Source organism: Streptomyces olivaceus (assembly GCF_000721235.1).
GTDB lineage: Bacteria > Actinomycetota > Actinomycetes > Streptomycetales > Streptomycetaceae > Streptomyces > Streptomyces olivaceus.
Window position 1 is genome coordinate 16730 of record NZ_JOFH01000011.1, and the last position, 20366, is coordinate 37095.

17 protein-coding genes are annotated in these 20366 nt (G+C 70.7%); 4 read left to right on the plus strand and 13 right to left on the minus strand.

Translation table 11 applies throughout. The features are described 5' to 3' along the window. Nucleotides 1–84: 84 nt before the first annotated feature. Nucleotides 85–2454, minus strand: a complete 2370-nt coding sequence (locus IG94_RS0113695) for an MMPL family transporter (protein ID WP_031035193.1) — start codon at nucleotides 2452–2454, stop codon at nucleotides 85–87. A 392-nt stretch (nucleotides 2455–2846) separates the two neighbouring features. On the opposite strand from IG94_RS0113695, the gene IG94_RS0113700 reads away from it, so the two are divergent. After that, nucleotides 2847–3872, plus strand: a complete 1026-nt coding sequence (locus tag IG94_RS0113700; protein ID WP_031035196.1) for an ornithine cyclodeaminase family protein — start codon at nucleotides 2847–2849, stop codon at nucleotides 3870–3872. Between the two features lie 87 nt (nucleotides 3873–3959). Here the strand turns inward: IG94_RS0113700 and IG94_RS0113705 are convergent, their stop codons facing one another. The 7 genes from IG94_RS0113705 to IG94_RS0113740 form a co-directional block, all read right to left on the minus strand. Then, nucleotides 3960–4595 carry a response regulator gene (locus tag IG94_RS0113705; protein ID WP_037768854.1) on the minus strand — a complete coding sequence of 212 codons (636 nt, stop codon included), beginning with the start codon at nucleotides 4593–4595 and terminating at the stop codon, nucleotides 3960–3962. Continuing rightward, nucleotides 4595–5815 (minus strand): sensor histidine kinase, encoded by a 1221-nt coding sequence (locus IG94_RS0113710; protein ID WP_078892293.1) that lies wholly within the window; start codon nucleotides 5813–5815, stop codon nucleotides 4595–4597. Before IG94_RS0113710 ends, IG94_RS0113705 begins: the two co-directional genes overlap by 1 nt. 68 nt (nucleotides 5816–5883) lie before the next feature. Then, a complete protein-coding gene (locus tag IG94_RS0113715) occupies nucleotides 5884–6546 on the minus strand; it encodes a DedA family protein (protein WP_031035203.1) in 663 nt (220 codons plus the stop codon). Nucleotides 6547–8234: 1688 nt separating this feature from the next. Further along, nucleotides 8235–8627 carry a type II toxin-antitoxin system death-on-curing family toxin gene (locus IG94_RS0113725; protein WP_031035208.1) on the minus strand — a complete coding sequence of 131 codons (393 nt, stop codon included), beginning with the start codon at nucleotides 8625–8627 and terminating at the stop codon, nucleotides 8235–8237. Next, the gene (locus IG94_RS0113730) at nucleotides 8624–8818 is read right to left on the minus strand and encodes a ribbon-helix-helix protein, CopG family (protein ID WP_031035210.1); all 195 of its coding nucleotides are present in this window, start codon (nucleotides 8816–8818) and stop codon (nucleotides 8624–8626) included. The genes IG94_RS0113725 and IG94_RS0113730 overlap by 4 nt, the downstream gene beginning before the upstream one ends. A 297-nt stretch (nucleotides 8819–9115) precedes the next feature. Further along, nucleotides 9116–10492 carry a class I SAM-dependent RNA methyltransferase gene (locus IG94_RS0113735; protein ID WP_043483600.1) on the minus strand — a complete coding sequence of 459 codons (1377 nt, stop codon included), beginning with the start codon at nucleotides 10490–10492 and terminating at the stop codon, nucleotides 9116–9118. Nucleotides 10493–10546: 54 nt separating this feature from the next. Beyond that, nucleotides 10547–12622 (minus strand): APC family permease, encoded by a 2076-nt coding sequence (locus IG94_RS0113740; protein WP_031035213.1) that lies wholly within the window; start codon nucleotides 12620–12622, stop codon nucleotides 10547–10549. A gap of 182 nt (nucleotides 12623–12804) precedes the next feature. Between IG94_RS0113740 and IG94_RS42875 the strand changes: the two genes are divergently transcribed. The 3 genes from IG94_RS42875 to IG94_RS0113755 all read left to right on the plus strand — a co-directional run bounded on the left by IG94_RS42875 (nucleotide 12805) and on the right by IG94_RS0113755 (nucleotide 14613). Beyond that, on the plus strand, nucleotides 12805–12966 hold the full coding sequence (locus tag IG94_RS42875) for a hypothetical protein (RefSeq protein WP_169752354.1): 162 nt from the start codon (nucleotides 12805–12807) through the stop codon (nucleotides 12964–12966). Between the two features lie 295 nt (nucleotides 12967–13261). Further along, nucleotides 13262–13933, plus strand: a complete 672-nt coding sequence (locus tag IG94_RS0113750; RefSeq protein WP_031035215.1) for a potassium channel family protein — start codon at nucleotides 13262–13264, stop codon at nucleotides 13931–13933. After that, nucleotides 13933–14613 (plus strand): potassium channel family protein, encoded by a 681-nt coding sequence (locus tag IG94_RS0113755; protein WP_031035218.1) that lies wholly within the window; start codon nucleotides 13933–13935, stop codon nucleotides 14611–14613. The genes IG94_RS0113750 and IG94_RS0113755 overlap by 1 nt, the downstream gene beginning before the upstream one ends. 152 nt (nucleotides 14614–14765) lie before the next feature. Here IG94_RS0113755 and IG94_RS0113760 read toward each other — a convergent pair whose 3' ends face one another. From IG94_RS0113760 to IG94_RS0113780, 5 genes are all read right to left on the minus strand, one after another. Further along, on the minus strand, nucleotides 14766–15596 hold the full coding sequence (locus IG94_RS0113760; RefSeq protein WP_031035227.1) for a DUF3159 domain-containing protein: 831 nt from the start codon (nucleotides 15594–15596) through the stop codon (nucleotides 14766–14768). Nucleotides 15597–15599: 3 nt separating this feature from the next. Continuing rightward, complete coding sequence (locus IG94_RS0113765; RefSeq protein ID WP_078535994.1) at nucleotides 15600–15998, minus strand: OB-fold nucleic acid binding domain-containing protein; 399 nt, start codon at nucleotides 15996–15998, stop codon at nucleotides 15600–15602. 89 nt (nucleotides 15999–16087) lie between these two features. Continuing rightward, nucleotides 16088–16771, minus strand: coding sequence for a response regulator (locus IG94_RS0113770; RefSeq protein WP_031035234.1), 684 nt, complete (start codon nucleotides 16769–16771; stop codon nucleotides 16088–16090). Further along, on the minus strand, nucleotides 16768–19314 hold the full coding sequence (locus tag IG94_RS0113775; protein WP_031035235.1) for a sensor histidine kinase: 2547 nt from the start codon (nucleotides 19312–19314) through the stop codon (nucleotides 16768–16770). The genes IG94_RS0113770 and IG94_RS0113775 overlap by 4 nt, the downstream gene beginning before the upstream one ends. Nucleotides 19315–19503: 189 nt before the next feature. Further along, entirely contained in the window at nucleotides 19504–20196 is a 693-nt protein-coding gene (locus IG94_RS0113780) for an ABC transporter ATP-binding protein (RefSeq protein WP_031035239.1), read from the minus strand. Nucleotides 20197–20366 lie beyond the last annotated feature (170 nt).

Consider the following 20366-nt stretch of genomic DNA (forward strand, 5'->3'; position numbering starts at 1 on the left):
GGGCACGCGAGAAGAAGAGGAAGGAGGGCCGTCTCCGTCCGGGGGTGACGGGCGACCCTCCTTCCTCGCCGGAAGGACCTGGCTCTACTGCTGGTAGTAGCCGGGTCGCGAGGCGTCGTCGCGGTACGGGCCGGACTGCTGGTAGCCGCCCTGCTGGTAGGGATCCTGGTGGTACGGCTGCTGGTAGACGCCCTGCTGGTAGTGCTGCTGCGGAGCCCGCTGGTACTGCTGCTGGTCGGCGGCGAACCGCGCGTACTGGGGCTGCTCCTCGGCGTGGCGGTTGCCGGGCTCGGTCTGGTCCGGGAGGGGGGCCGGTCCGTCGGGGCCGGCGGAGAGCTTGCCGGGCCACCAGTTCCACTTGCCCAACGCCGTCATCAGGGCCGGCAGTACGTAGATCCGAATGATCACGGCGTCCAGCAGGATGGCGGCCGCGAGACCGACGCCCAACTGCTTGAACTCGACCATGCTCAGGGTGCCGAAGATCGCGAAGACTCCGACCATGACGATCGCGGCGCTGGTGACCACGCCCGCGGAGCGGGTGATGCCTTCACGGACGGCGGTCCTGGTCGGGGCGCCCGCGAGGGCTGCCTCGCGGATCCGGCTGACCACGAAGACGTGGTAGTCCATCGACAGCCCGAACAGGACCACGAACAGGAACAGCGGCAGCCAGGAGACGACCGCGCCCGAGCTGTGGAAGTCGAGGAAACCCTCGGCCCAGGTGTTCTGGAAGACGGCGACCAGCACACCGAAGGAGGCCGCGGCGGAGAGCAGGTTGAGCAGGATCGCGGAGAGCGCCACGGCGATCGACCGGAAGATCATCACCATGGTGACGAAGGTCAGCAGCAGGACGAAGCCCACCACCCAGGGCATGCGCTCCTCGAGGTGCCCCGTGAAGTCGACGCCCTGCGCCACCTTGCCGCCGACCGCGCTCTCGGCGCCGGGCACGTCCGCCATCGCCTGCGGCACCCACTCGCGCAGCAGGTCCAGCGACTGGCGGGCTCCGTCGCTCTTCGGCTGGTAGGGGGTGCCGACGTCGACGGTGTGGACCCTGCGGTCCTCGGACACCTTGACGGTGGGGGTGGAGTCGTGGGCGAAGAGTTCGTCCTTCGCGGTGCGCTCCAGGAGGCCGTTCAGCGCGCTCTCCACATCGTCGGCCCGGTCGGCGGGCGACCGGACCGCGACCTGGTGCACGGTGCCCTTGCTGGGGAAGTGGTCGGTGAGCCGGTCCATCGCCCGCACCACGGTGATGTCCCGGGACAGGTCGTCGGAGCCCGGCTGCTTGAGCTTCATGTCGAGGGCCGGCACCGCCAGCAGCAGCAGCACGCCCACGGACACCACCAGCGTGATGAACGGCTTGGACAGCGCCGGACGCAGCAGCGCGGGCCACACCCGCGACTCGCCCGAGCGCATGGTGAGCCGCCACAGGAACGGCACCTTGGGCCTGTCGACCCAGCGTCCCAGCTTGGCGAGGAGGGCGGGCAGCACGGTCAGCGAGGCCAGTACGGCCACCGCCACCACGAGGATCGAGCCGGTGGCCAGGGAGGCGAAGGTCGCCTCGTTCGCCAGGTAGAGGCCGGCCATGGCCACGATGACGGTGGTTCCGGACACCACGACGGTGTGCCCGGAGGTCTCCGCCGCGACCTCGATGGCGTCGACGTGGGACTTGCCCGCGCGGCGTTCCTCGCGCTCCCGCTTCAGGTAGAAGAGCGAGTAGTCCACGCCCACGGCCATGCCCATGAGCAGGATGACGTTGCTGACCGCGCTGGTCTCGGGAAGTACGTGGGAGGCGAGCGTCGACAGTCCGATGGCGGCGCCCACACACGAGAGGGCCAGGATCACCGGCACACCCGCCGCGATAATCGCTCCGAAGACCACGAGCAGGATCAGGAGGGTCAGCGGCAGACTGATCAGCTCGGCCTTTTTGAAGTCCTCGCCGAGCGTCTCCGACAGACCCTTGGCGGTCGAACCGGTGCCCACCTCGTCGACCCGCAGGCCCTCGTGGGCGTCCTGGACCGACGCGCTGGCGTCGAGCAGCGGCTGCACACGCCGGTCGGCGTTCTCGGTGTCGCCCTTCATGGTCACGGGGACCAGCAGGGCCTTGCCGTCGGGCGCGGGGACCGGGTCGCCGACGGCCTCCACCTCGTCAAGGGCCTTCATCCGCTCGACGACGTCCGCGGCGGCCTCGCGGCCAGCCCCGGGGTCCAGCTTCCCGCCGTCCTCGGCGGTGATCAGCACGTTCTCCTCGGCCTTCTCTGGGAAGTCACCGGAGTGCACGATCTTGCCGGCCCGGCCCGACTCGCGGACCCCCGACTCCTCGTCGCTGATCGAGTTCGTACCTGCCGCTCCGCCCAGAACGAGGCACGCGGCGACGAAGACGACCCACAGGCCGATGGCGGACCACGGGTGCGTGGCACTCCATCGCGCAATCCGTACCGTTGCCGGCTTCTTTCGCACCTTGCTTCCTTCCGTTGCTGCAGGTCCGGCCCTGGAAGCCGGTCGGATCTCGATGAGCAGAACGCTAGATCCACCGACAGTCGGGGGGATACGAGGTAAACCGTCGTGCTGACCGTTGCTTCCCGCAGGTTCACCGTACGGAAAACCGCAGGTCCGCCTTGCGGGAAACCGCAGTGAGAAACCTGCGGAAAACCGTAACGCACCTTGGAATCCTTGACCATTAAAAGCCGGACGGTTATGTTCGGAGCGCGAATTGACCGGCACCCCCGAAAGGGTACGCAATAGCTTCCTGCTTGAAGTGTCGGCCGAGCGCGGATCGTAGCTCATCGAATGACAGACGCACATTCCTTAGCAATTAGTTGCCGAGGAGCGACGACAATTGAGGGGAGAAAATGGAAACCACGGTCCTCACCCGGCAGCATGTTGCCAAACTCGTCAAGGAGAGCGGCAACGACCGCTTCATGGACCGGATGATCGTCCGGCTCCAGGAGGCCTTCACCGCTCCGGACAAAGGCGTGAGCCCCACCCGGGACGGTTTTCTGCGCGGCCCGGGGAACACGGCCATCCTCGAGTGGATGCCGCACCATGATCCGGGGCGTTCCATAACGATCAAGACGGTGGCCTACACACCGTCGAACCCCGGCACGTTCCAGCTGCCCACCATCATCGGGTCCCTCACACGCTACGACGACGTGACGGGCCGTCTGCTGGCGGTGTGCGACGGCATCCTGCCCACCGCGATCCGCACCGGAGCCGCCTCGGCGATCGCCAGCAGGATGCTGGCCCGTCCCGACAGCCGGGTCCTCGGCCTGGTCGGCGCCGGCGCCCAGGCGGTGACCCAGGCGCACGCGCTGAGCCGGGTGTTCCCGCTGGAGCAGATCCTGGTGCACGACATCGACCCGGACCACGCGCGTTCGTTCGCGGACCGGGTGGACTTCCTGGACCTCGACATCAAGGTCGTGGAGTTGGCCGAGCTGGAGTCGGCGGCGGACATCATCTGCACCGTCACCTCCGTCGGTGTGGGCGACGGCCCGGTGCTGAGCGGCACGAACCTGCGGCCGCACGTGCACATCAACGCGATCGGGGCCGACCTCATCGGCAAGTTCGAGGTCCCGGTGCCCGTCCTGAAGTCGGCGTTCGTGACGCCGGACCACCTGGCGCAGGCGCTGCGGGAGGGAGAGTGCCAGCAGCTGGAGGAGGGCGATGTCGGGCCCGACCTCATGACGATGTGCGCCGACCCGAAAACCGCAGCGCCGCACCGGGACGGTGTCACGGTCTTCGACTCGACGGGGTTCGGGCTCGAGGACCACGTGGCCCTCGACGTGCTGCTCGAACTCGCCGAGGAGGCCGGTATCGGCGACCGCGTCCAGATCGAGCACCTGCCGGACGACGCGCTGAACCCGTACTCGTTCCAGTGACGGGGTCTGAGTGACCGGTGAGCCGTCGGGCCGGTGACGACGACGAGCCGGGCGACGGGGACGACCCGACGCCCGGCTCTTCACGCGTCAGGACTCCAGATACCGCAATACGGCCAGGATCCGGCGGTTGTAGCCGGTGGCGTGGACGAGTTCGAGCTTGTCGAAGATCATGTTGAGGTTTTTCTCGACGGTACTCATGGAGACGTGCAGTTTCTCCGAGATCGCCGCGTTGGTGTACCCCTGCGCCAGCGTCTCCAGGACGCTGCGCTCCCGAGGGGTCAGCCGGGCCAGCGGGTCGCTGTGCGTCGTGCGGATCACCAGCTGCCGTACGACCTCCGGGTCGATGGCGGCGCCGCCCGCCTCGATCCGTTCCAGTGCGTCGAGGAACTCCTCCACCTGGGCGACCCGGTCCTTCAGCAGGTAGCCGACCCGCTCCGCGTTCGAGGTGAGCAGCTGCGCCGCGTAGTTGCGCTCTATGTGCTGGGACAGGACGAGCACCCCGACGCTGGGCCACCGCTTGCGGATCTCCAGCGCCGCCCGCAGTCCCTCGTCCGTGTGGGTGGGAGGCATCCGGATGTCCACGACGACCATGTCCGGCCGCAGCTGCTCGATCTCCCGCAGGAGGGCGACGGCGTCGCCCACCGCGGCCAGGACCTCGTGACCCTCCTCGCTGAGGAGGCGGACCAGCCCTTCCCGCAGCAGGGTCGAGTCCTCGGCCAGCATTACGCGCACGGCAGCTCCGCGGTGATCGTGGTGGGGCCCCCTGAGGGGCTGTGGACGTGCAGCCGGCCGTCCAGGGCGCCGACCCGGCTGTGCAGCCCGGTCAGTCCGCTGCCCTCCGGCCTGGCGCCGCCGACGCCGTCGTCCTCGACCTGGACGAGGAGGACCGGTCCGTACTTGCGGACGCTCACCTGGATCTCCGTGGCGGCCGAGTGCTTGGCGGCATTGGTCACCGCCTCCGACACGACGAAGTACGCGGCGGTCTCCACGGAGGCGGGCAGCGGCTCGGCGAGCGCGAAGTCGGTCCGGATGGGGATGCTGCACCGCTCCGACACCCCGGCGAGCGCCTCCTGGAGCCCCAGGTTGTCCAGCGCCGTCGGATACACCCGCCAGGCCACTTCCCGCAGTTCCGTCAGGACGTCCTGTGATTCCTTGTGCGCCTGTTCCAGCAGGCTGCGCGCCTGCTCGGGCGTGCGGCCGCCGCGCCGGGCCCGCCCGAGGAGCATGGCCAGCGCGACCAGACGCTGCTGCACGCCGTCGTGCAGGTCCCGCTCGATGCGCCGGCGCTCGGTGTCGACGGCCTGGAGCACCGCCGCCCGGCTGGTGGCCAGTTCGTCGATGCGCTGCTGCATCAGCTCACGCTCCGAGGGCCCGAAGCACTCGCGGGCCATCCGCGCGTCGAGCGCCTCCAGCGAGAACAGGCCCTGTACGTCCAGGAAGAGCAGCACCCCGCCCAGCACGACCTGGGTGACCAACTCCCGGCCGTCGAGGGTGCCCCGGGCCAGACTCGCGACGAGCAGGCCGGCGAGGACGGCGCCGAAGCCGAGGAGGCCGAGCACCACGCCGGTGATCAGGCCGGCGTAGGTACGGGCGGCGAGGTAGCGCAGGATCTGCTGGTCGGGCACGGGACGATCGGGGAAGGAGTTCCCGAAGAAGACCGAGCGGCGCCACCGTTCGAAGGCCGTCAGCCGCCTGGCTCCGGAGGTGAGGACGACGAACGCCCGGCGCCGGGTACGCGGCCACAGCAGGAGCGGGCCGAGCGGGACACCGGCGATGACGAAGTAAAGGAGTCCTAGCACCGCGGTCAGGCAGCCCAGGAAGACCCCCGCGGCGCGCAGGGGCAGCGCCGGGGCGGGCTTCGCCTCGGGCTCGCCTCCCGCCAGCGCGGTTCCGGGCACCGTCGGGAGGGGCTGGATGGTCGTGTCCGCCGGTTCCCCCTGCACGTTCGCCGAGCCTAGTGGGGCGGTGCAGCCGGGGCAAGATCGCTCGGTCCGGGTCAGGAGGGGACTGGTCACGACGGGCGGCGGTGCTGGGCGGTGCCGCGCGAGCGCAGCCGGACCACGATGTAGAAGGCCAGGGCGAGGACCACCATGACCAGGACGGCCTTGCTGATCACACCGACGTAGTCGCCGACCTTGTCCCACTGGTCGCCCAGCCAGTATCCCGACAGGACGAGCACGGCGTTCCACACCAGTGAGCCCAGGCCGGTGAGGACCAGGAAGGTCGGTAGGGGCATGCGCTCCAGGCCGGCCGGCACGGAGATCAGGCTGCGGAAGATCGGCACCATGCGGCCGAGGAAGACGGCCTTGGTGCCGTGCTTGGCGAACCACTCCTCCGTCCGCTCCAGGTCGGCGGTCTTGACCAGCGGCAGCTTCGCCCAGATCGCGTACATCCGCTCTCGGCCGATCAGTGCGCCGATCCAGTAGAGGGCCACGGCACCCACCACGGACCCGAGAGTGGTCCAGAAGAGGGCCGCGAACAGGCTGATGACTCCCTGTCCGGCGGCGAAGCCGGCCAACGGCAGGATGATCTCGCTCGGCAGCGGCGGGAAGAGGTTCTCCAGGGCGACAGCGAGGCCGGCACCGGGCGCGCCCATGGCGTCCACCAGGTCGGCCGCCCATCCCGCGATGCCGTCCGCGGGCTCCTGTGGCAGCGCAAGGGTGATGTGGTCCATTCGAAGTCTCCAGGTACGAAGCACACGCCGCGGGCTGGTGCCGCGATCCGTTGACCACGCTAGAAGTGCCAGCTCAGTGCCGGTATGCGGTTAGCCCTCGAACTCGTGCGGTTTCCCCCACCTCGGACCATACGGTTTTCCGCAGGGGCGGGCGGGGAATTGGCAGCAAGGTGCCAGCGGAACGGCATGCGTTGGACGCCCTGTTTCCGGTCAGGTCAGTACCGCCCCACGTACCCCTCAAGTCCCTTTGCATAAAACGGACTTGACTTGGCGCTCATCCGGACGAACGGCGTGACCGTGCAGCTGACAGTCGCTCCGGCCACCGAGCTCGTCGTGGCACCGGTGACGATCACTCCGACCAAGCCCCCACCCAAGTCAAGGGCCTGCTGTGGACCGCCGTACTCGTCAAAGCGAGCGCCCGGACCGACGGGGTGCGGCTGGTGGGAGCTGACCGCGGCCGTCGGCGTGGAGGACATCGACCCGGCTGCGTTCGTCGCCGGCGCCGGAGCCCGGCTCGCGGACGGGCTGGTACCGCACCGCCTTCCTCGCCGGCCGTGGCCGCAGCTGATCGCCGTCCTCGTCTGGAACAGACCCTCACCTCCCTCTACCTCCCCCGCGTAGGGGAGACCTTCCGGCCCGGTGTCCAGCTCTTCGCGGCTCCCGTCGCGTCCTGCGAGGCGTCGGATCCGCTCCGACCATCAACTCCGTCACGGCCATGGCGCTGGGCAGCGTGCACCGCATCTGACGGGCATGGCCAGCGCCACCACCCACGTGCTGCGCCACCTCGGGTCCGCCGTCGAGTCCAGTCCGGTCGTCCTCGGCGCGGTCACCCCAGCGGCGCGGGGTCGGCGTTTCCCGGGCGGCGGCCTCATTACCGCGTTCCTGGTGCGCGCCGCGACGCCGCTGTCGCCGCGGCATTCACCATCTCCGGCGTGATCGGCGCCGCGCCGACGAACTCGCATGGGACGCGGTGTTTTCTTGTACCGCCCGGCCACAACGGCCGGGCGGCGCCTGATGCCGTCGCCGCGCGCCCCTCACTCCCGTGCCCGCCGATAGCCGACGGGCGGATCTTCGCATCCGCTGCTGCCGCCAGGAAGTCCGATCGGCGCGTCCGCTCAGCCCCTTCTGCCGGCAAACGCAATCGCGGCCGCGTCGACACAACGTCGGGCCGACCTCCACTCGCGACGAGCCACCCGTGCCGACGACATCGCAACTCCCCGCCCTCCCGGCAACGGCGCCCCGGTGCGGGCCATCGACGAGGATGTCGTACAGCTTCCGTGCGTGTTCAGGCCGATGATCGCGTGGGTGGCGGCGCTGCACGGTTGGCGCTCCCCAGCGCTGATCCGGCCTCCGTACTGGTGGCACTCTCCAACTTCGTCCTCCACGACGTTACCGGCAATTTGGTCGCTAGGTTGGTGCTGCTGGCCGCCACTACTGGCTAGCAGCGTGCCCGTACCCGATGGCAGGTGCGTCGGGTGCTTCCCAGCACCATCGAAAGAGACGATCCCCCGTCTGATCCTCGCCGAGCCCACCGGGGCCTCGGCCGCTTGTTCTCACAAGCAGCCGAGGAGGGCCGGTTGCCCCTGGTCGCGTCCCACTTGACTCGCAAATCCGCAAGTCAGATCCCTTTGCGGCAAGCTCCAGTATTGCCCCGCATCGCACATGATGCGCTCTCGTCTCTTCGAGCGTCAGGAAAGGGGGAACCAGATCGAGAGGCGCTTGGCGACAGCCGGTACATCGACGTTGTCCTGCGCGACTTCCTCGACGAAAGGACCGGCGACGGAGACAGGCGGCGGGGCAGCACTGGCACTGACGCCGTTGAACCGCAGGAAGACGCGCATCGCGAGCCAGGCGGTGCGTATGTTGCCGTCGATCAGCGCGCGATTGCGGGCGACGGAGTGCAGCAGCGCCGTCGCCTTCTCGTGCAGCGTGGGATACAGCTCGGCTCCGAACACGTTGGTCCGGGGCCGTTCAACCGCCGATACGAGAAGACCCAAGTCACGCACACTGTGCTCGGTACCGTTGACTGCGCGGGCGATGGCCAGGATCTCGTCGACCTGGAGGTAACGCACGTCCGTCACTTCAGGTAGTCCAAGATCTCCGCATCGCTGTCCGTCAGCTCGGCCAGGACGTCATCGACCTTCAGCTCGGCCCGGTCCTGGGCCTGACGGATGGCCTCGATGGCAAGCTCCTGCTTGCTGCGACCCTCCCGACGAGCCCGCTCGGTGAGCTTCGCGTCAAGGTCGTCGGGGAGCCGGAGTGTCATCGCTATACACAGATGATACCTGGCCGGTATCAGAGTGGTGCGGTCGGGCCGCGTTCCCGGCCTCCAAGGAAAGTGGGGCCGGAATGGTCACTCGCATCGCCTGCGGCGGTGCAGCAGAGACTTCCGCTTCGAGCGTCATCCGAGCGTCACGAATCTCCGAACGCCCCTCTGAAGGCGTCGCCGATGCGGGCACCTCGCTCACGAATCCGCAGGTCAGCGAGGTACAAGAGTGATCCGTCCGCTCGAACCCGCTGCACGGAGGGCAACAGGTCGAGCAACCCACCACAACAACAAAACCGCAGGTCAGGCACCCTTGGTCGCAGGCTCAAGGATCGCCACGCACTCCACATGGTGCGTCATCGGAAACAGGTCGAACACCCGCAGTGTCCGCACCCGGTACCCCCCGTCCCGGAAGTACGCCAGGTCGCGGGCCAGGGCGGCCGGGTCGCAGGCGACGTAGGCGATGCGGCGGGCGGAGAGGGTCGTGAGGTGCTGGACCGTCTTGCGGCCGGCGCCCGCGCGGGGCGGGTCGAGGACGACGAGGTCGACCTCGGAGATGCCCGTGCGGGGCAGGACCGCCTCGACCTTGCCCTGTTCCACCCTGACCCGGTCGAAGCCGGCGAGGTTGTGGCGGGCGTCCTCGACGGCGCGCTTGCCGGACTCGATGCCGAGGACCGCGCCCTGGTCGCCGACGCGGTCGGCCAGCGCGCCGGCGAAGAGGCCGACGCCGCAGTACAGGTCCAGGGCCATGTCGCCCTTGCGGGGCAGCAGGCCCTGCATGACCGCCGTCACCAGCGTGTCGGCCGACTTCGGGTGGACCTGCCAGAAGCCGCCGGAGCCGACCCGGTAGGTGCGGCCGTCGGCGCGCTCGCGGACGAAGGAGCGGCCGTGGACGCGGTGGACGCCGCCGTCCTTCTCGTCGACGCGCATGACCGAGACCGGGCGGTCCAGTTCGACGAGGGGGAGGCGGGCCCCGGGGCGGGGGGTGAGGATGACCTGGCGGTCCTGGGAGCCGGTGGCCGCGATCGCCTCGACCGTCGCCATGCCGGGCCAGTCGCGCTGCTCGACGCCCAGCTCGCTGACGCCGTCCGCCGCGATCAGGCAGTGGTCGACCGGTTCGACCTCGTGGGAACGGTGGCGGCGCAGGCCGGCGCGGCCGTCCGCGTCCACGGCGTACTGGACGCGGGTGCGCCAGGAGGGGACCTGCCCGGCGGGCAGCTTGTCGCCCTCCGCCGGCATCACCGTGCCGTCCCAGCCGGCCTCCTCCGGGGTGAGGCCCGCGAGGCGCTGGAGCTGCTCGGCGACGACCTCGCCCTTGAGGCGGCGCTGGGCGCCCGGCTTGGCGTGCTGCCAGTCGCAGCCGCCGCAGCGCCCGGGGCCGGCGAACGGGCAGGGCGCCTCGATGCGGTCCTTGGAGGCGTCCAGGATCTCCACCGCGTCGGCACGCAGGAAGCGGGCGCCCTCCTCGCCCTCCGTCACCCGGGCCACGACGCGCTCGCCGGGCAGCGTGTGCCGGACGAACAGCACCTGGCCCTCGGAGGTGCGGGCGACGCAGTGGCCGCCGTGGGCGACGGGCCCGACCTCGACCTCGTACTCCTCGCCCACCAGCGAGGCCGGTCGCTCGGCCGGCTGCGGCGTCGCTCGCGTCTCCGCCTGCGTATTCGTCGGTTCTGCCTGCATGGCGGGGTGACTCCAGAGAACGGGGGTGACGGCTGAGGACAACAGCCGTCCAGTCTACGTGGACGAAGAGGTGGACGAGGACGAGTCCTTCGTGCGGTCGTGGTGGGCGGGGCCCCGGCGGACCGCGCCGGGGGCGCTCCAGTTCTGGCGTCTGCGGGCCCGGCGCCTGGCCGCCTCGGAGGACTCCAGCTGGTAGGGGACGGACGTGACCATGACGCCGGGGGTGAACAGCAGGCGGCCCTTGAGGCGCAGCGCGCTCTGGTTGTGCAGCAGGTGCTCGTACCAGTGGCCGACCACGTACTCGGGGATGATCACGGAGACGGCGTCGCGCGGGGACTCCTTGCGCAGGCCCTTGACGTACTCGATGACCGGCCGCGTGATCTCGCGGTACGGCGAGTCCAGGACCTTCAGGGGTACGGCGATGCCGCGGCGCTCCCACTCCTCGCGCAGGGCCTTCGTCTCGGCCGGGTCGACGTTGACGCTGAGCGCCTCCAGGCTGTCGGAGCGCATGAGCTTGGCGTAGGCGAGGGCGCGGAGCGCGGGGCGGTGGATCTTGGAGATCAGGACGACCGAGTGGACGCGGGAGGGGCGGACCATGTCGTCGCTCTGTGCCTCCTCGGGGTCCTCGGGGGCCGCGATCTCCTCGGCGACGCGGTCGTAGTGGCCCCGGATCGCCGTCATCGTCGCGAAGAAGATGCACATGCCGAGCAGGGCGACCCAGGCACCGTGGGTGAACTTGGTGGCCAGGACGACGACCAGCACCAGGCCGGTGAAGAAGGCGCCGAAGGCGTTGATCGCCCGGGAGCGGATCATGTGGCGGCGCCTGGCCTGGTCGCGTTCGCCGGTCAGGTTCCGGTTCCAGTGGCGGACCATGCCGATCTGGCTGAGCGTGAAGGACACGAACACGCCGACGATGTAGAGCTGGATCAGCCGGGTGGAGTCGGCGCCGTAGACGACGACCAGGAGCATGGCGGCCCCGGCGAGGAGCACGATGCCGTTGGAGAAGGCCAGGCGGTCGCCGCGGGTGTGCAGCTGCCGGGGCAGGTAGCGGTCCTGGGCGAGGATCGAGCCGAGCAGCGGGAAGCCGTTGTACGCGGTGTTCGCGGCCAGGAAGAGGACGAGCGCGGTGGCGGCGGCGAGGACGACGAACAGGAAACTGCCCTCGCCGAAGACCGCCTCGGCGACCTGCGAGATCACCGGGTGCTGGACGTAGTCCGCGCCGACCGCGACGCCGTTGTGGAAGAGGTCGGTGGCCGGGTTCTCCGACATGCGGACGTCCGTCGCGGAGGCGAGCGCGATGATGCCGCAGAACATGGTCACGGCGAGCAGGCCCATCATGGCCAGGGTGTTGCCCGCGTTCTTCGACTTGGGCTTGCGGAAGGCCGGGACGCCGTTGGAGATGGCCTCGACGCCGGTGAGCGCGGCGCAGCCGGAGGAGAAGGCGCGCAGGAGGAGGAAGACCAGGGCGAACCCGGCCAGGCCGCCGTGCTCCGGTTTGATCTCGTAGTCCGCCGTCGGGGAGCGCATGGTGTCGCCCAGGACCAGGCCGCGGAACGCGCCCCACACGATCATGATGAAGACGCCGGCGACGAAGACGTACGTCGGAATCGCGAAGAGGGTGCCCGACTCCCTGACCCCGCGCAGGTTCATCAGCGTCAGCAGCAGGATCACGGCGACCGCGCACAGGACCTTGTGCTCGACGACGAAGGGGATGGCCGAGCCCAGGTTCTCGATGCCGGAGGAGATGGAGACGGCGACCGTCAGGACGTAGTCCACCAGCAGGGCGCTGGCCACGGTCAGCCCGGCCTTCGGGCCCAGGTTGGTGGTGGCCACCTCGTAGTCGCCGCCGCCGCTCGGGTAGGCGTGCACGTTCTGCCGGTAGGAGGCGACGACCGTGAACATCAGGACGACGACCGCGACCGCGATCCAGGGACTGAAGTGGTACGCCGACACGCCCGCGATGGACAGGACCAGCAGGACCTCGCCGGGCGCGTACGCCACCGAGGACAACGGGTCGGACGCGAAGACGGGGAGGGCGATGCGCTTCGGCAGCAGCGTCTCGCCCAGCCGGTCGCTGCGCAGGGCGCGCCCGATCAGGATCCGCTTGGGCACGTCGGTCAGTTTGGACACAACAGAGGATCGTAAGCGTTCGAACGAGCGGCCGCCCACCCGCCACCCCCGATCCGGCCGCCGTCTGCCCTACGGGTGAACTCGGGGGGCGGGGCGGCTGCGGATTGCGCTGGTGGCGGGGTTCGCATGCCTATATGACCAACACCGGCCGAACCGCTGTCCGTCGCGCTGAGGGAGACTCCATGCACCTGTCCGCGGAGCTGATCGGCGGCGGCGTCACGCTCGTCGGCCTCGGAATCCTGACCTTCGCCAGCGTGCGCAGCATCGGTCGGCGGGGAACTCCGGCGGAGGGCTGGCACGGGCGGCCCTCCGTGCACGTGGGGGACGAACTTCGCCGTCCGTGACGTACGCCGAAGAGGAAGTAGGAAGTAGGAAGCAGGAACGACACGGCGGCGTACATCCCTCGCCCCGCTTCTGTCCCGGCCGGCCCGAGTCATCGTCGGGTCCGCGGCCTCGTCCGGCGCGCGTCCGTGCCTCGTCTGCCCACCCACCCCGGCGGGGGCGTGCCGCGGCGGGCGGGCATGATGGTGGCATGCGGCTCCCAGCGGGGCCGCATGTGTGTGCCCGTCGAGCCGAAAGAGGAAGATGAACGGGACGTTCACCCCGCTCAGTGGGCTGAGAAGAAGAGTGGTGTAAGCCGTGCACATTGTCATCATGGGCTGCGGGCGGGTCGGCTCCGCTCTCGCCCAGAACCTGGAACAGCAGGGGCACACGGTCGCCGTGATCGACCAGGACCCCACCGCCTTCCGGCGCCTCGGTTCCTCGTTCGGCGGTCGCCGGGTCACCGGCATCGGCTTCGACCAGGACACCCTGCGCGAGGCGGGCATCGAGGACGCCGGCGCCTTCGCCGCCGTGTCCAGCGGGGACAACTCGAACATCATCGCCGCCCGAGTGGCCCGCGAGATGTTCGGCGTCGAGAACGTCGCCGCCCGCATCTACGACCCCCGCCGCGCCGAGGTCTACCAGCGCCTGGGCATCCCGACCGTGGCCACCGTCCGCTGGACGGCCGACCAGATGCTGCGCCGGCTGCTCCCCTCGGGCGCCGAGCCGCTGTGGCGCGATCCCACGGGCGGCGTCCAGCTCGCCGAGGTGCACACGTCGTCGTCCTGGGTCGGTCACAAGATCAGCCGGCTCCAGGAGGAGACGGGCGTGCGGGTCGCCTTCGTCACCCGGCTCGGGGAGGCGATCCTGCCCACCTCGCAGACGGTGCTGCAGGAGGGCGACCTGGTGCACGTGATGATGCGCACCGACGAGGTCCACAAGGTCGAGGCGGCGTTCGCCAAGGGTCCCGAAGAGGAGGGCGGTCACTGATGAGGGTCGCCATTGCCGGTGCCGGCGCGGTCGGCCGTTCGATCGCGGGCGAGCTGCTGGAGAACGGCCACGAGGTCCTGCTCATCGACAAGGCGCCGACCGCCATCTCGGTCGAGCGGGTCCCGATGGCGGAGTGGCTGCTCGCCGACGCGTGCGAGATCACGTCCCTGGACGAGGCGGCGCTGCAGCGCTGCAACGTCGTCATCGCCGCGACGGGCGACGACAAGGTCAACCTCGTCGTGTCGCTGCTGGCCAAGACGGAGTACGGCGTCCCGCGGGTCGTCGCCCGGGTGAACAACCCGAAGAACGAGTGGCTCTTCAACGAGTCCTGGGGCGTGGACGTCGCCGTCTCCACCCCGCGTCTGATGTCGGCCCTGGTGGAGGAGGCGGTGAGCGTCGGCGACCTGGTCCGGCTGCTGCGCTTCAGCCACGGCGACGCGAACCTGGTCGAGCTGACGCTGCCGGAGGAGTCGGCGCTGGCCGGTACCCAGGTCGGCGACGTCCAGTGGCCCGAGGACACGTCCCTGGTGACGATCATCCGCGGCACCCGGGTGCTGACGCCGTCGCGGGAGGACTCGCTGGAGGCCGGTGACGAACTGCTGTTCGTCGCGGCGCAGGCCCGTGAGGAACAGCTGGAGGACCTGCTGTCGGCGCGGCGGCGGCCGGACGGCACGGTCTGAGCCGAGACGGCACGGCCCAGGCCGGGGCGGCCCAGCGGGCCGGTTCACGGCGGCCGGTACGTCCCGGGCAAGGCGATACGGCGGTGGGGCGCCCCGAGATCTCGGGGCGCCCCACCGCCGTATCGCCTTGGTCGCCTTGGTCGTCCTGCCGGTCAGGCCTTGCGGTGCCTGCCGCCGCGCAGGTCGGCGCCTTCCCCGTCGGCTCCGTCGGCCCCGGCGGCCCCGGACGGCGACCCCGGCAGGGTGCCGTCGGCCTCCTGCTCGCGCCGCTCCCGCCCGGCCTTCTCAGCCTTCTCGGCCTCCTCCGCCGCCTCCATCTCCGCGAACACGTCGATGGGTGCCGGGGCCTTGGCCAGGAAGACCCAGGTCAGCCACACGGCGAGCAGGAAGGGCGGGATCTTCAGGGTGACCAGGACCCAGCCGAGCTGCTCGGTGTCGGCGAACCAGTACAGCGGGAAGAGGATCGCGGACTTGGCGAGCAGGATGAGGCCCCAGGCGTAGCTGGCCTTCGTGTACGCCTTCTTGCGGCCCGGGTTGCGGGTGCGCCAGGAGAGGTTCTCCTTGAAGACCGGGCCGAGGATCAGGCCGATCAGCGGCACCCCGGCCAGCGAGGTGACGATGTAGGCGAGGGCCAGGCCCAGGGTGTACAGCATGCCCGGCAGGTAGAAGTTCTTGGCGTTGTCGGTCATCATCGCGAAGACCACGCCGAAGGCGACGCCGAAGACCCCGCTGAACGCGTGCTTGACGGTGTCCTTCATCACCAGCCGGACCACGACCAGCACCAACGACACGGCCAGGGCCGCGATCGCCGACATGTGCAGGTCGTTGTTGAGCGTGAAGATGGTGACGAAGAGCAGGCCCGGAAGCACCGTCTCGATCATGCCCCGCACGCCGCCGAACGCCTCGAACAGCGCGGCCTCCGTCACCGCCCGGGAGTCGTCGGCCTCTGTCGTGTCTTCGGTCGGCTTGTCGAGCGACGTCACCGGCTACTCCCGTCCGAGGGGTCTCAGTTCGTATTTCGGGTTGAAGAGCACCCGGCGGCCGTGGCTCATCGAGACCCGGCCCGATGCGATGAGCTTGCGCCCCGGCTCTATGCCCACGATGGAGCGTCTGCCCAGCCACACCACGTCCAGGGCGGCGGACCCGTCGAACAGCTCGGCCTCCAGGGCCGGGACGCCGGCGCGTGGCCGCTGGGTGACCGTGCGCAAGGTACCAGTTACCGAGACGACCTGCCGGTCCTGGCAGTCTCCGATGCGGGTGCAGCCGGTGGTGTCCGTGTCCTCGCGCAGTTCCTCCGACTCCAGGTCCTCCTGGGACGAGGAGAGCCGGTCGAACATGCGCCGGAACCGGCCCACCGGCTTGTCGGAACGCGGAGCAGCACTCATATCTGAAGCGTACCGGGGCCCGCCGACAGCCACGCACCCCGCTCGGGGAGGGATGGCGAGGCTCACGTTCCGCTCCCCCGGCCCCGCCTTCACTTCTCGAAGCGGTACCCCATGCCCGGCTCGGTGACGAAGTGCCGGGGGTGCGCCGGGTCCGCCTCCAGCTTGCGGCGCAGCTGGGCCATGTAGACCCGCAGGTAGTTCGTCTCCGTCCCGTACGACGGCCCCCACACCTCCTGCAGCAGCTGCTTCTGGCTGACCAGGCGCCCGGTGTTGCGCACCAGCACCTCCAGCAGGTGCCACTCGGTGGGCGTCAGGCGTACGTCCCGCCCGCCGCGGTGGACCTTCTTCGCGGCCAGGTCGACGGTGAACTCCGCGGTGTCCACGATCACGTCGTCCTCGCCGCCGGGGACCGGCTCGGAGCGGCGGACGGCGGCCCGCAGCCGGGCCAGCAGCTCGTCCATGCCGAAGGGCTTGGTGACGTAGTCGTCGGCGCCGGCGTCCAGCGCCTCGACCTTCTCGTCGGAGGAGTGCCGGGCGGACAGCACCAGGATCGGCACCCGGGTCCAGCCGCGCAGGCCTCTGATGACCTCGACGCCGTCCATGTCCGGCAGGCCCAGGTCCAGCACCACCACGTCGGGCTGGCGGGCGGCGGCCAGCTGGAGGGCGGTGGCACCGTCGTGGGCGGCGTCGACCTCGTAGTGGCGCGCCTTGAGGTTGATCACGAGGGCGCGCACGATCTGCGGTTCGTCGTCGATCACGAGGACGCGGGTCATCCGGCGGCCTGCCTTTCTGCTGTCGCTGGGTGGGGTGCCGGCGCGGGCCGGGCCACCGCGCGGAGGGTGAGCACCATGGTGAGGCCGCCGCCGGGCGTGTCCTCGGCGTTCAGCGTGCCGCCCATCGCCTCGGCGAAGCCCCGGGCCACGGCCAGACCGAGCCCGACCCCGGCTCCGCGCGGAGCGTCGCCGTACCGCTGGAAGGGCTCGAAGATGCGGTCCTTGGCCTCGTCCGGCACGCCCGGCCCCCGGTCGACGACCCGTACCTCAACGCGGTCCGCGAGGGCGCTGGCGGCGACCAGGACGGCCCGCCCGGCCGGGCTGTACTTGACGGCGTTCTCCACCAGGTTGGCCATCGCCCGCTCCAGGAGCCCGGCATCCACGGCGACCATGGGCAGCGTCTCCGGGATGTCCAGCTCCGCGCTCCCCTCGGGCACCCCGCCGAGCGCCATCGGCGCCACCTCGTCCACGTCGATCTCGCGGATCAGCGGTGTGACCGTGCCGGTCTGGAGGCGGGACATGTCGAGCAGGTTGCCCACCAGGTGGTCGAGGCGGTCGGCACCCTCCTCGATGCCCTCCAGTAGCTCCGCCCTGTCCTCCTCGGACCAGGCCACGTCGTCGGACCTGAGGCTTGTCACCGCCGCCTTGATGCCGGCCAGCGGGGTGCGCAGGTCGTGGCTGACGGCGGCGAGCAGCGCGGTGCGGATGCGGTTGCCCTCGGCCAGGGCGCGCGCCCGGTCGGCCTCTTCGCGCAGGCGGCGCCGGTCCAGGACGACGGCGGCCTGGGCGGCGAAGGCCGCGAGGACCCGGCGGTCCTCGGCGGGCAGGACGCGGCCGGTCAGCGCGAGGGCCATGTGGTCGCCGACGGGCATGTCCACGTCCGCGTCCTCCGGACGGTCGACCGGCGGTCCCGACCCGGCGCGGCCTGCACAGGTCCAGGGCGCCACGTCGCCCTCCCGCTCCAGCAGCGCGGCCGACTCCATGCCGAAGGTCTCGCGCACGCGCTCCAGGAGCGTCTCCAGGCTGGTCTCGCCGCGCAGCACGTCACCGGCGAGGAAGGACAGGATCTCCGACTCGGCGCGCAGCCTGGCCGCCTGGTGGGTGCGGCGGGCGGCGAGGTCGACGACCGAGGCCACGGAGAGCGCGACGCCCACGAATATGGCGAGCGCAAGGATGTTCCGGGGGTCGGCGATGGTGATCCGGTTGACGGGCGGCGTGAAGAACCAGTTCAGCAGCAGCGACCCGACGGCGGCCGAGGCGAGCGCCGGGTACAGCCCGCCGAGCAGGGCCGCGGCCACGGTGAGGGCGAGGTAGAGCAGGACGTCGTTGGCGAGCCCGAGGTGCACGGCGCTGAGCAGCAGGGTCAGCAGCACCGGTCCGCCGATCCCCGTGAACCAGCCCCAGACGATCCGGGAGCGCCCGAGCCGCGCGCCCCTGGCCACCGGCAGTCCGCGCCCCTTGGCGACCTCCTCGTGGGTCACGATGTGGACGTCCAGGTCGGCCCCCGACTCGCGGGCGACGGTGGCGCCGACGCCGGGCCCGAACACGTACTGCCAGGCCTTGCGGCGCGAGGAGCCGAGGACGATCTGGGTGGCGTTGACGCCGCGCGCGAAGTCGAGCAGGGCGGCGGGTATGTCCTCGCCGAGCACGTGGTGGAAGGTGCCGCCGAGGTCCTCCACCAGGGTGCGCTGCACCGCCAGCTCCTTCGGGGAGGCCGAGGTCAGGCCGTCGCTGCGGGCTATGTACACGGCCAGCACCTCGCCGCCGGCGCCCTTCTCGGCGAGGCGCGCGGCCCGCCGGATCAGCGTCCGGCCCTCGGGGCCGCCGGTCAGGCCGACCACGATGCGTTCGCGCGAGCCCCAGATCTTCGAGACGCGGTGCTCGCTGCGGTACTGCTGGAGGTACTCGTCGGCCCGGTCCGCCACCCACAGCAGCGCCAGCTCGCGCAGGGCGGTGAGGTTGCCGGGCCGGAAGTAGTTGGACAGGGCCGCGTCGACCTTGTCCGGCTGGTAGATGTTGCCGTGGGCCATGCGGCGGCGCAGTGCCTGGGGCGACATGTCGACCAGTTCGATCTGGTCGGCCCGCCGCACCACCTCGTCCGGCACGGTCTCCCGCTGCCGCACACCGGTGATCGACTCCACGACGTCGCCGAGTGACTCCAGGTGCTGGATGTTGACGGTCGAGACGACGTCGATCCCGGCGGCCAGCATCTCCTCGACGTCCTGCCAGCGCTTGGCGTTGCGCACGCCGGGGACGTTGGTGTGGGCCAGTTCGTCCACCAGCGCCACCCGGGGGGCGCGGGCCAGGACCGCGTCCAGGTCCAGCTCGGTGAAGGCCGTGCCGCGGTACTCGACCTCCCGGCGCGGTATCTGCTCCAGGCCGCTCAGCATCACCTCGGTGCGGGAGCGGCCGTGGTGCTCGACGAGGGCCACGACGCAGTCGGTGCCCCGCTCGACGCGCCGGTGCGCCTCGGCCAGCATCGCGTACGTCTTGCCGACGCCGGGTGCCGCACCCAGGTAGATCCGAAGCTTGCCGCGTCCCATGGCCTCATTGTCTTCCGGTCTGCGCCGAGTGCGCAGCGTCGACCTTACGACCCGCAATCACGACAAAACGGGGCGGGATGCGGTCACCGGCCGTCCTTGACGGAACTCTGACGCCGGAGCGTCACGCTCGGACGCGGCTCCGACGCCGCAGTGTCACTGCTGTCACTGCTGTCACTGCTGTCACTGCTGTCACTGCTCGACGATCTCGCCGTCCCGCAGCTCCAGCACCCGGTCGGCCAGGTCGAGCAGGGTGGCGTCGTGGGTGGCGACCAGGGCGGTGACCTGTTCGCTGCGAACGACGGCCCGCAGCAGCTCCATCACGGAGTGCCCGGTCTCGGCGTCCAGCTGGCCGGTGGGCTCGTCGGCGATGAGCAGGGCGGGGTTGTTGGCGAGGGCGCGGGCGACGGCGACACGCTGCTGCTGGCCTCCGGAGAGCTCGCCGGGCCGCTGGGCGGCGTGGTCGGCGAGGCCGACGAGGGAGAGCAGCAGTCCGACGCGCTCCTCGCGCTCGCGCGGGGCGGTCCGGCGCAGCCGCATCGGCACGCCGACGTTCTCGGCGGCCGTGAGGATCGGGACGAGCCCGAAGGACTGGAAGACGAAGCCGATCCGGTCCCGGCGCAGGGCGAGCAGCCCGTCCTCGTCCAGCTCCGCCAGCTCCCGGCCGTCCACCTCGACCCGCCCGGCGTCGGGTGCGTCGAGCCCGCCGACGACGTTGAGGAGGGTGGTCTTGCCCGACCCCGAACGGCCCTTGAGGGCGACCAGCTCACCGCGCGGCACCTCGAAGGAGACGCCGCGCAGGGCGTGCACGGCGGCGCCGCCCTGCCCGTACGCCTTCCGTACGCCCTCGACGCGCACCATGGTCTCCGCGACCACCTGGCTCATGTGCCCCTCCCCCGGTGCGACCGGGCGCCAGTATCACCGGCGGGGACGCGGTGGTTCAACGGCCGGTACCGGATCCGCCGCGGCGCCGGCCCGGCCCGGAGGGCCGGCACCACGCGCCCGAGGCTTCCGAGCACCCGTCTTCCGAGGGCCCCGAGCGGGGCCGGCCCCGG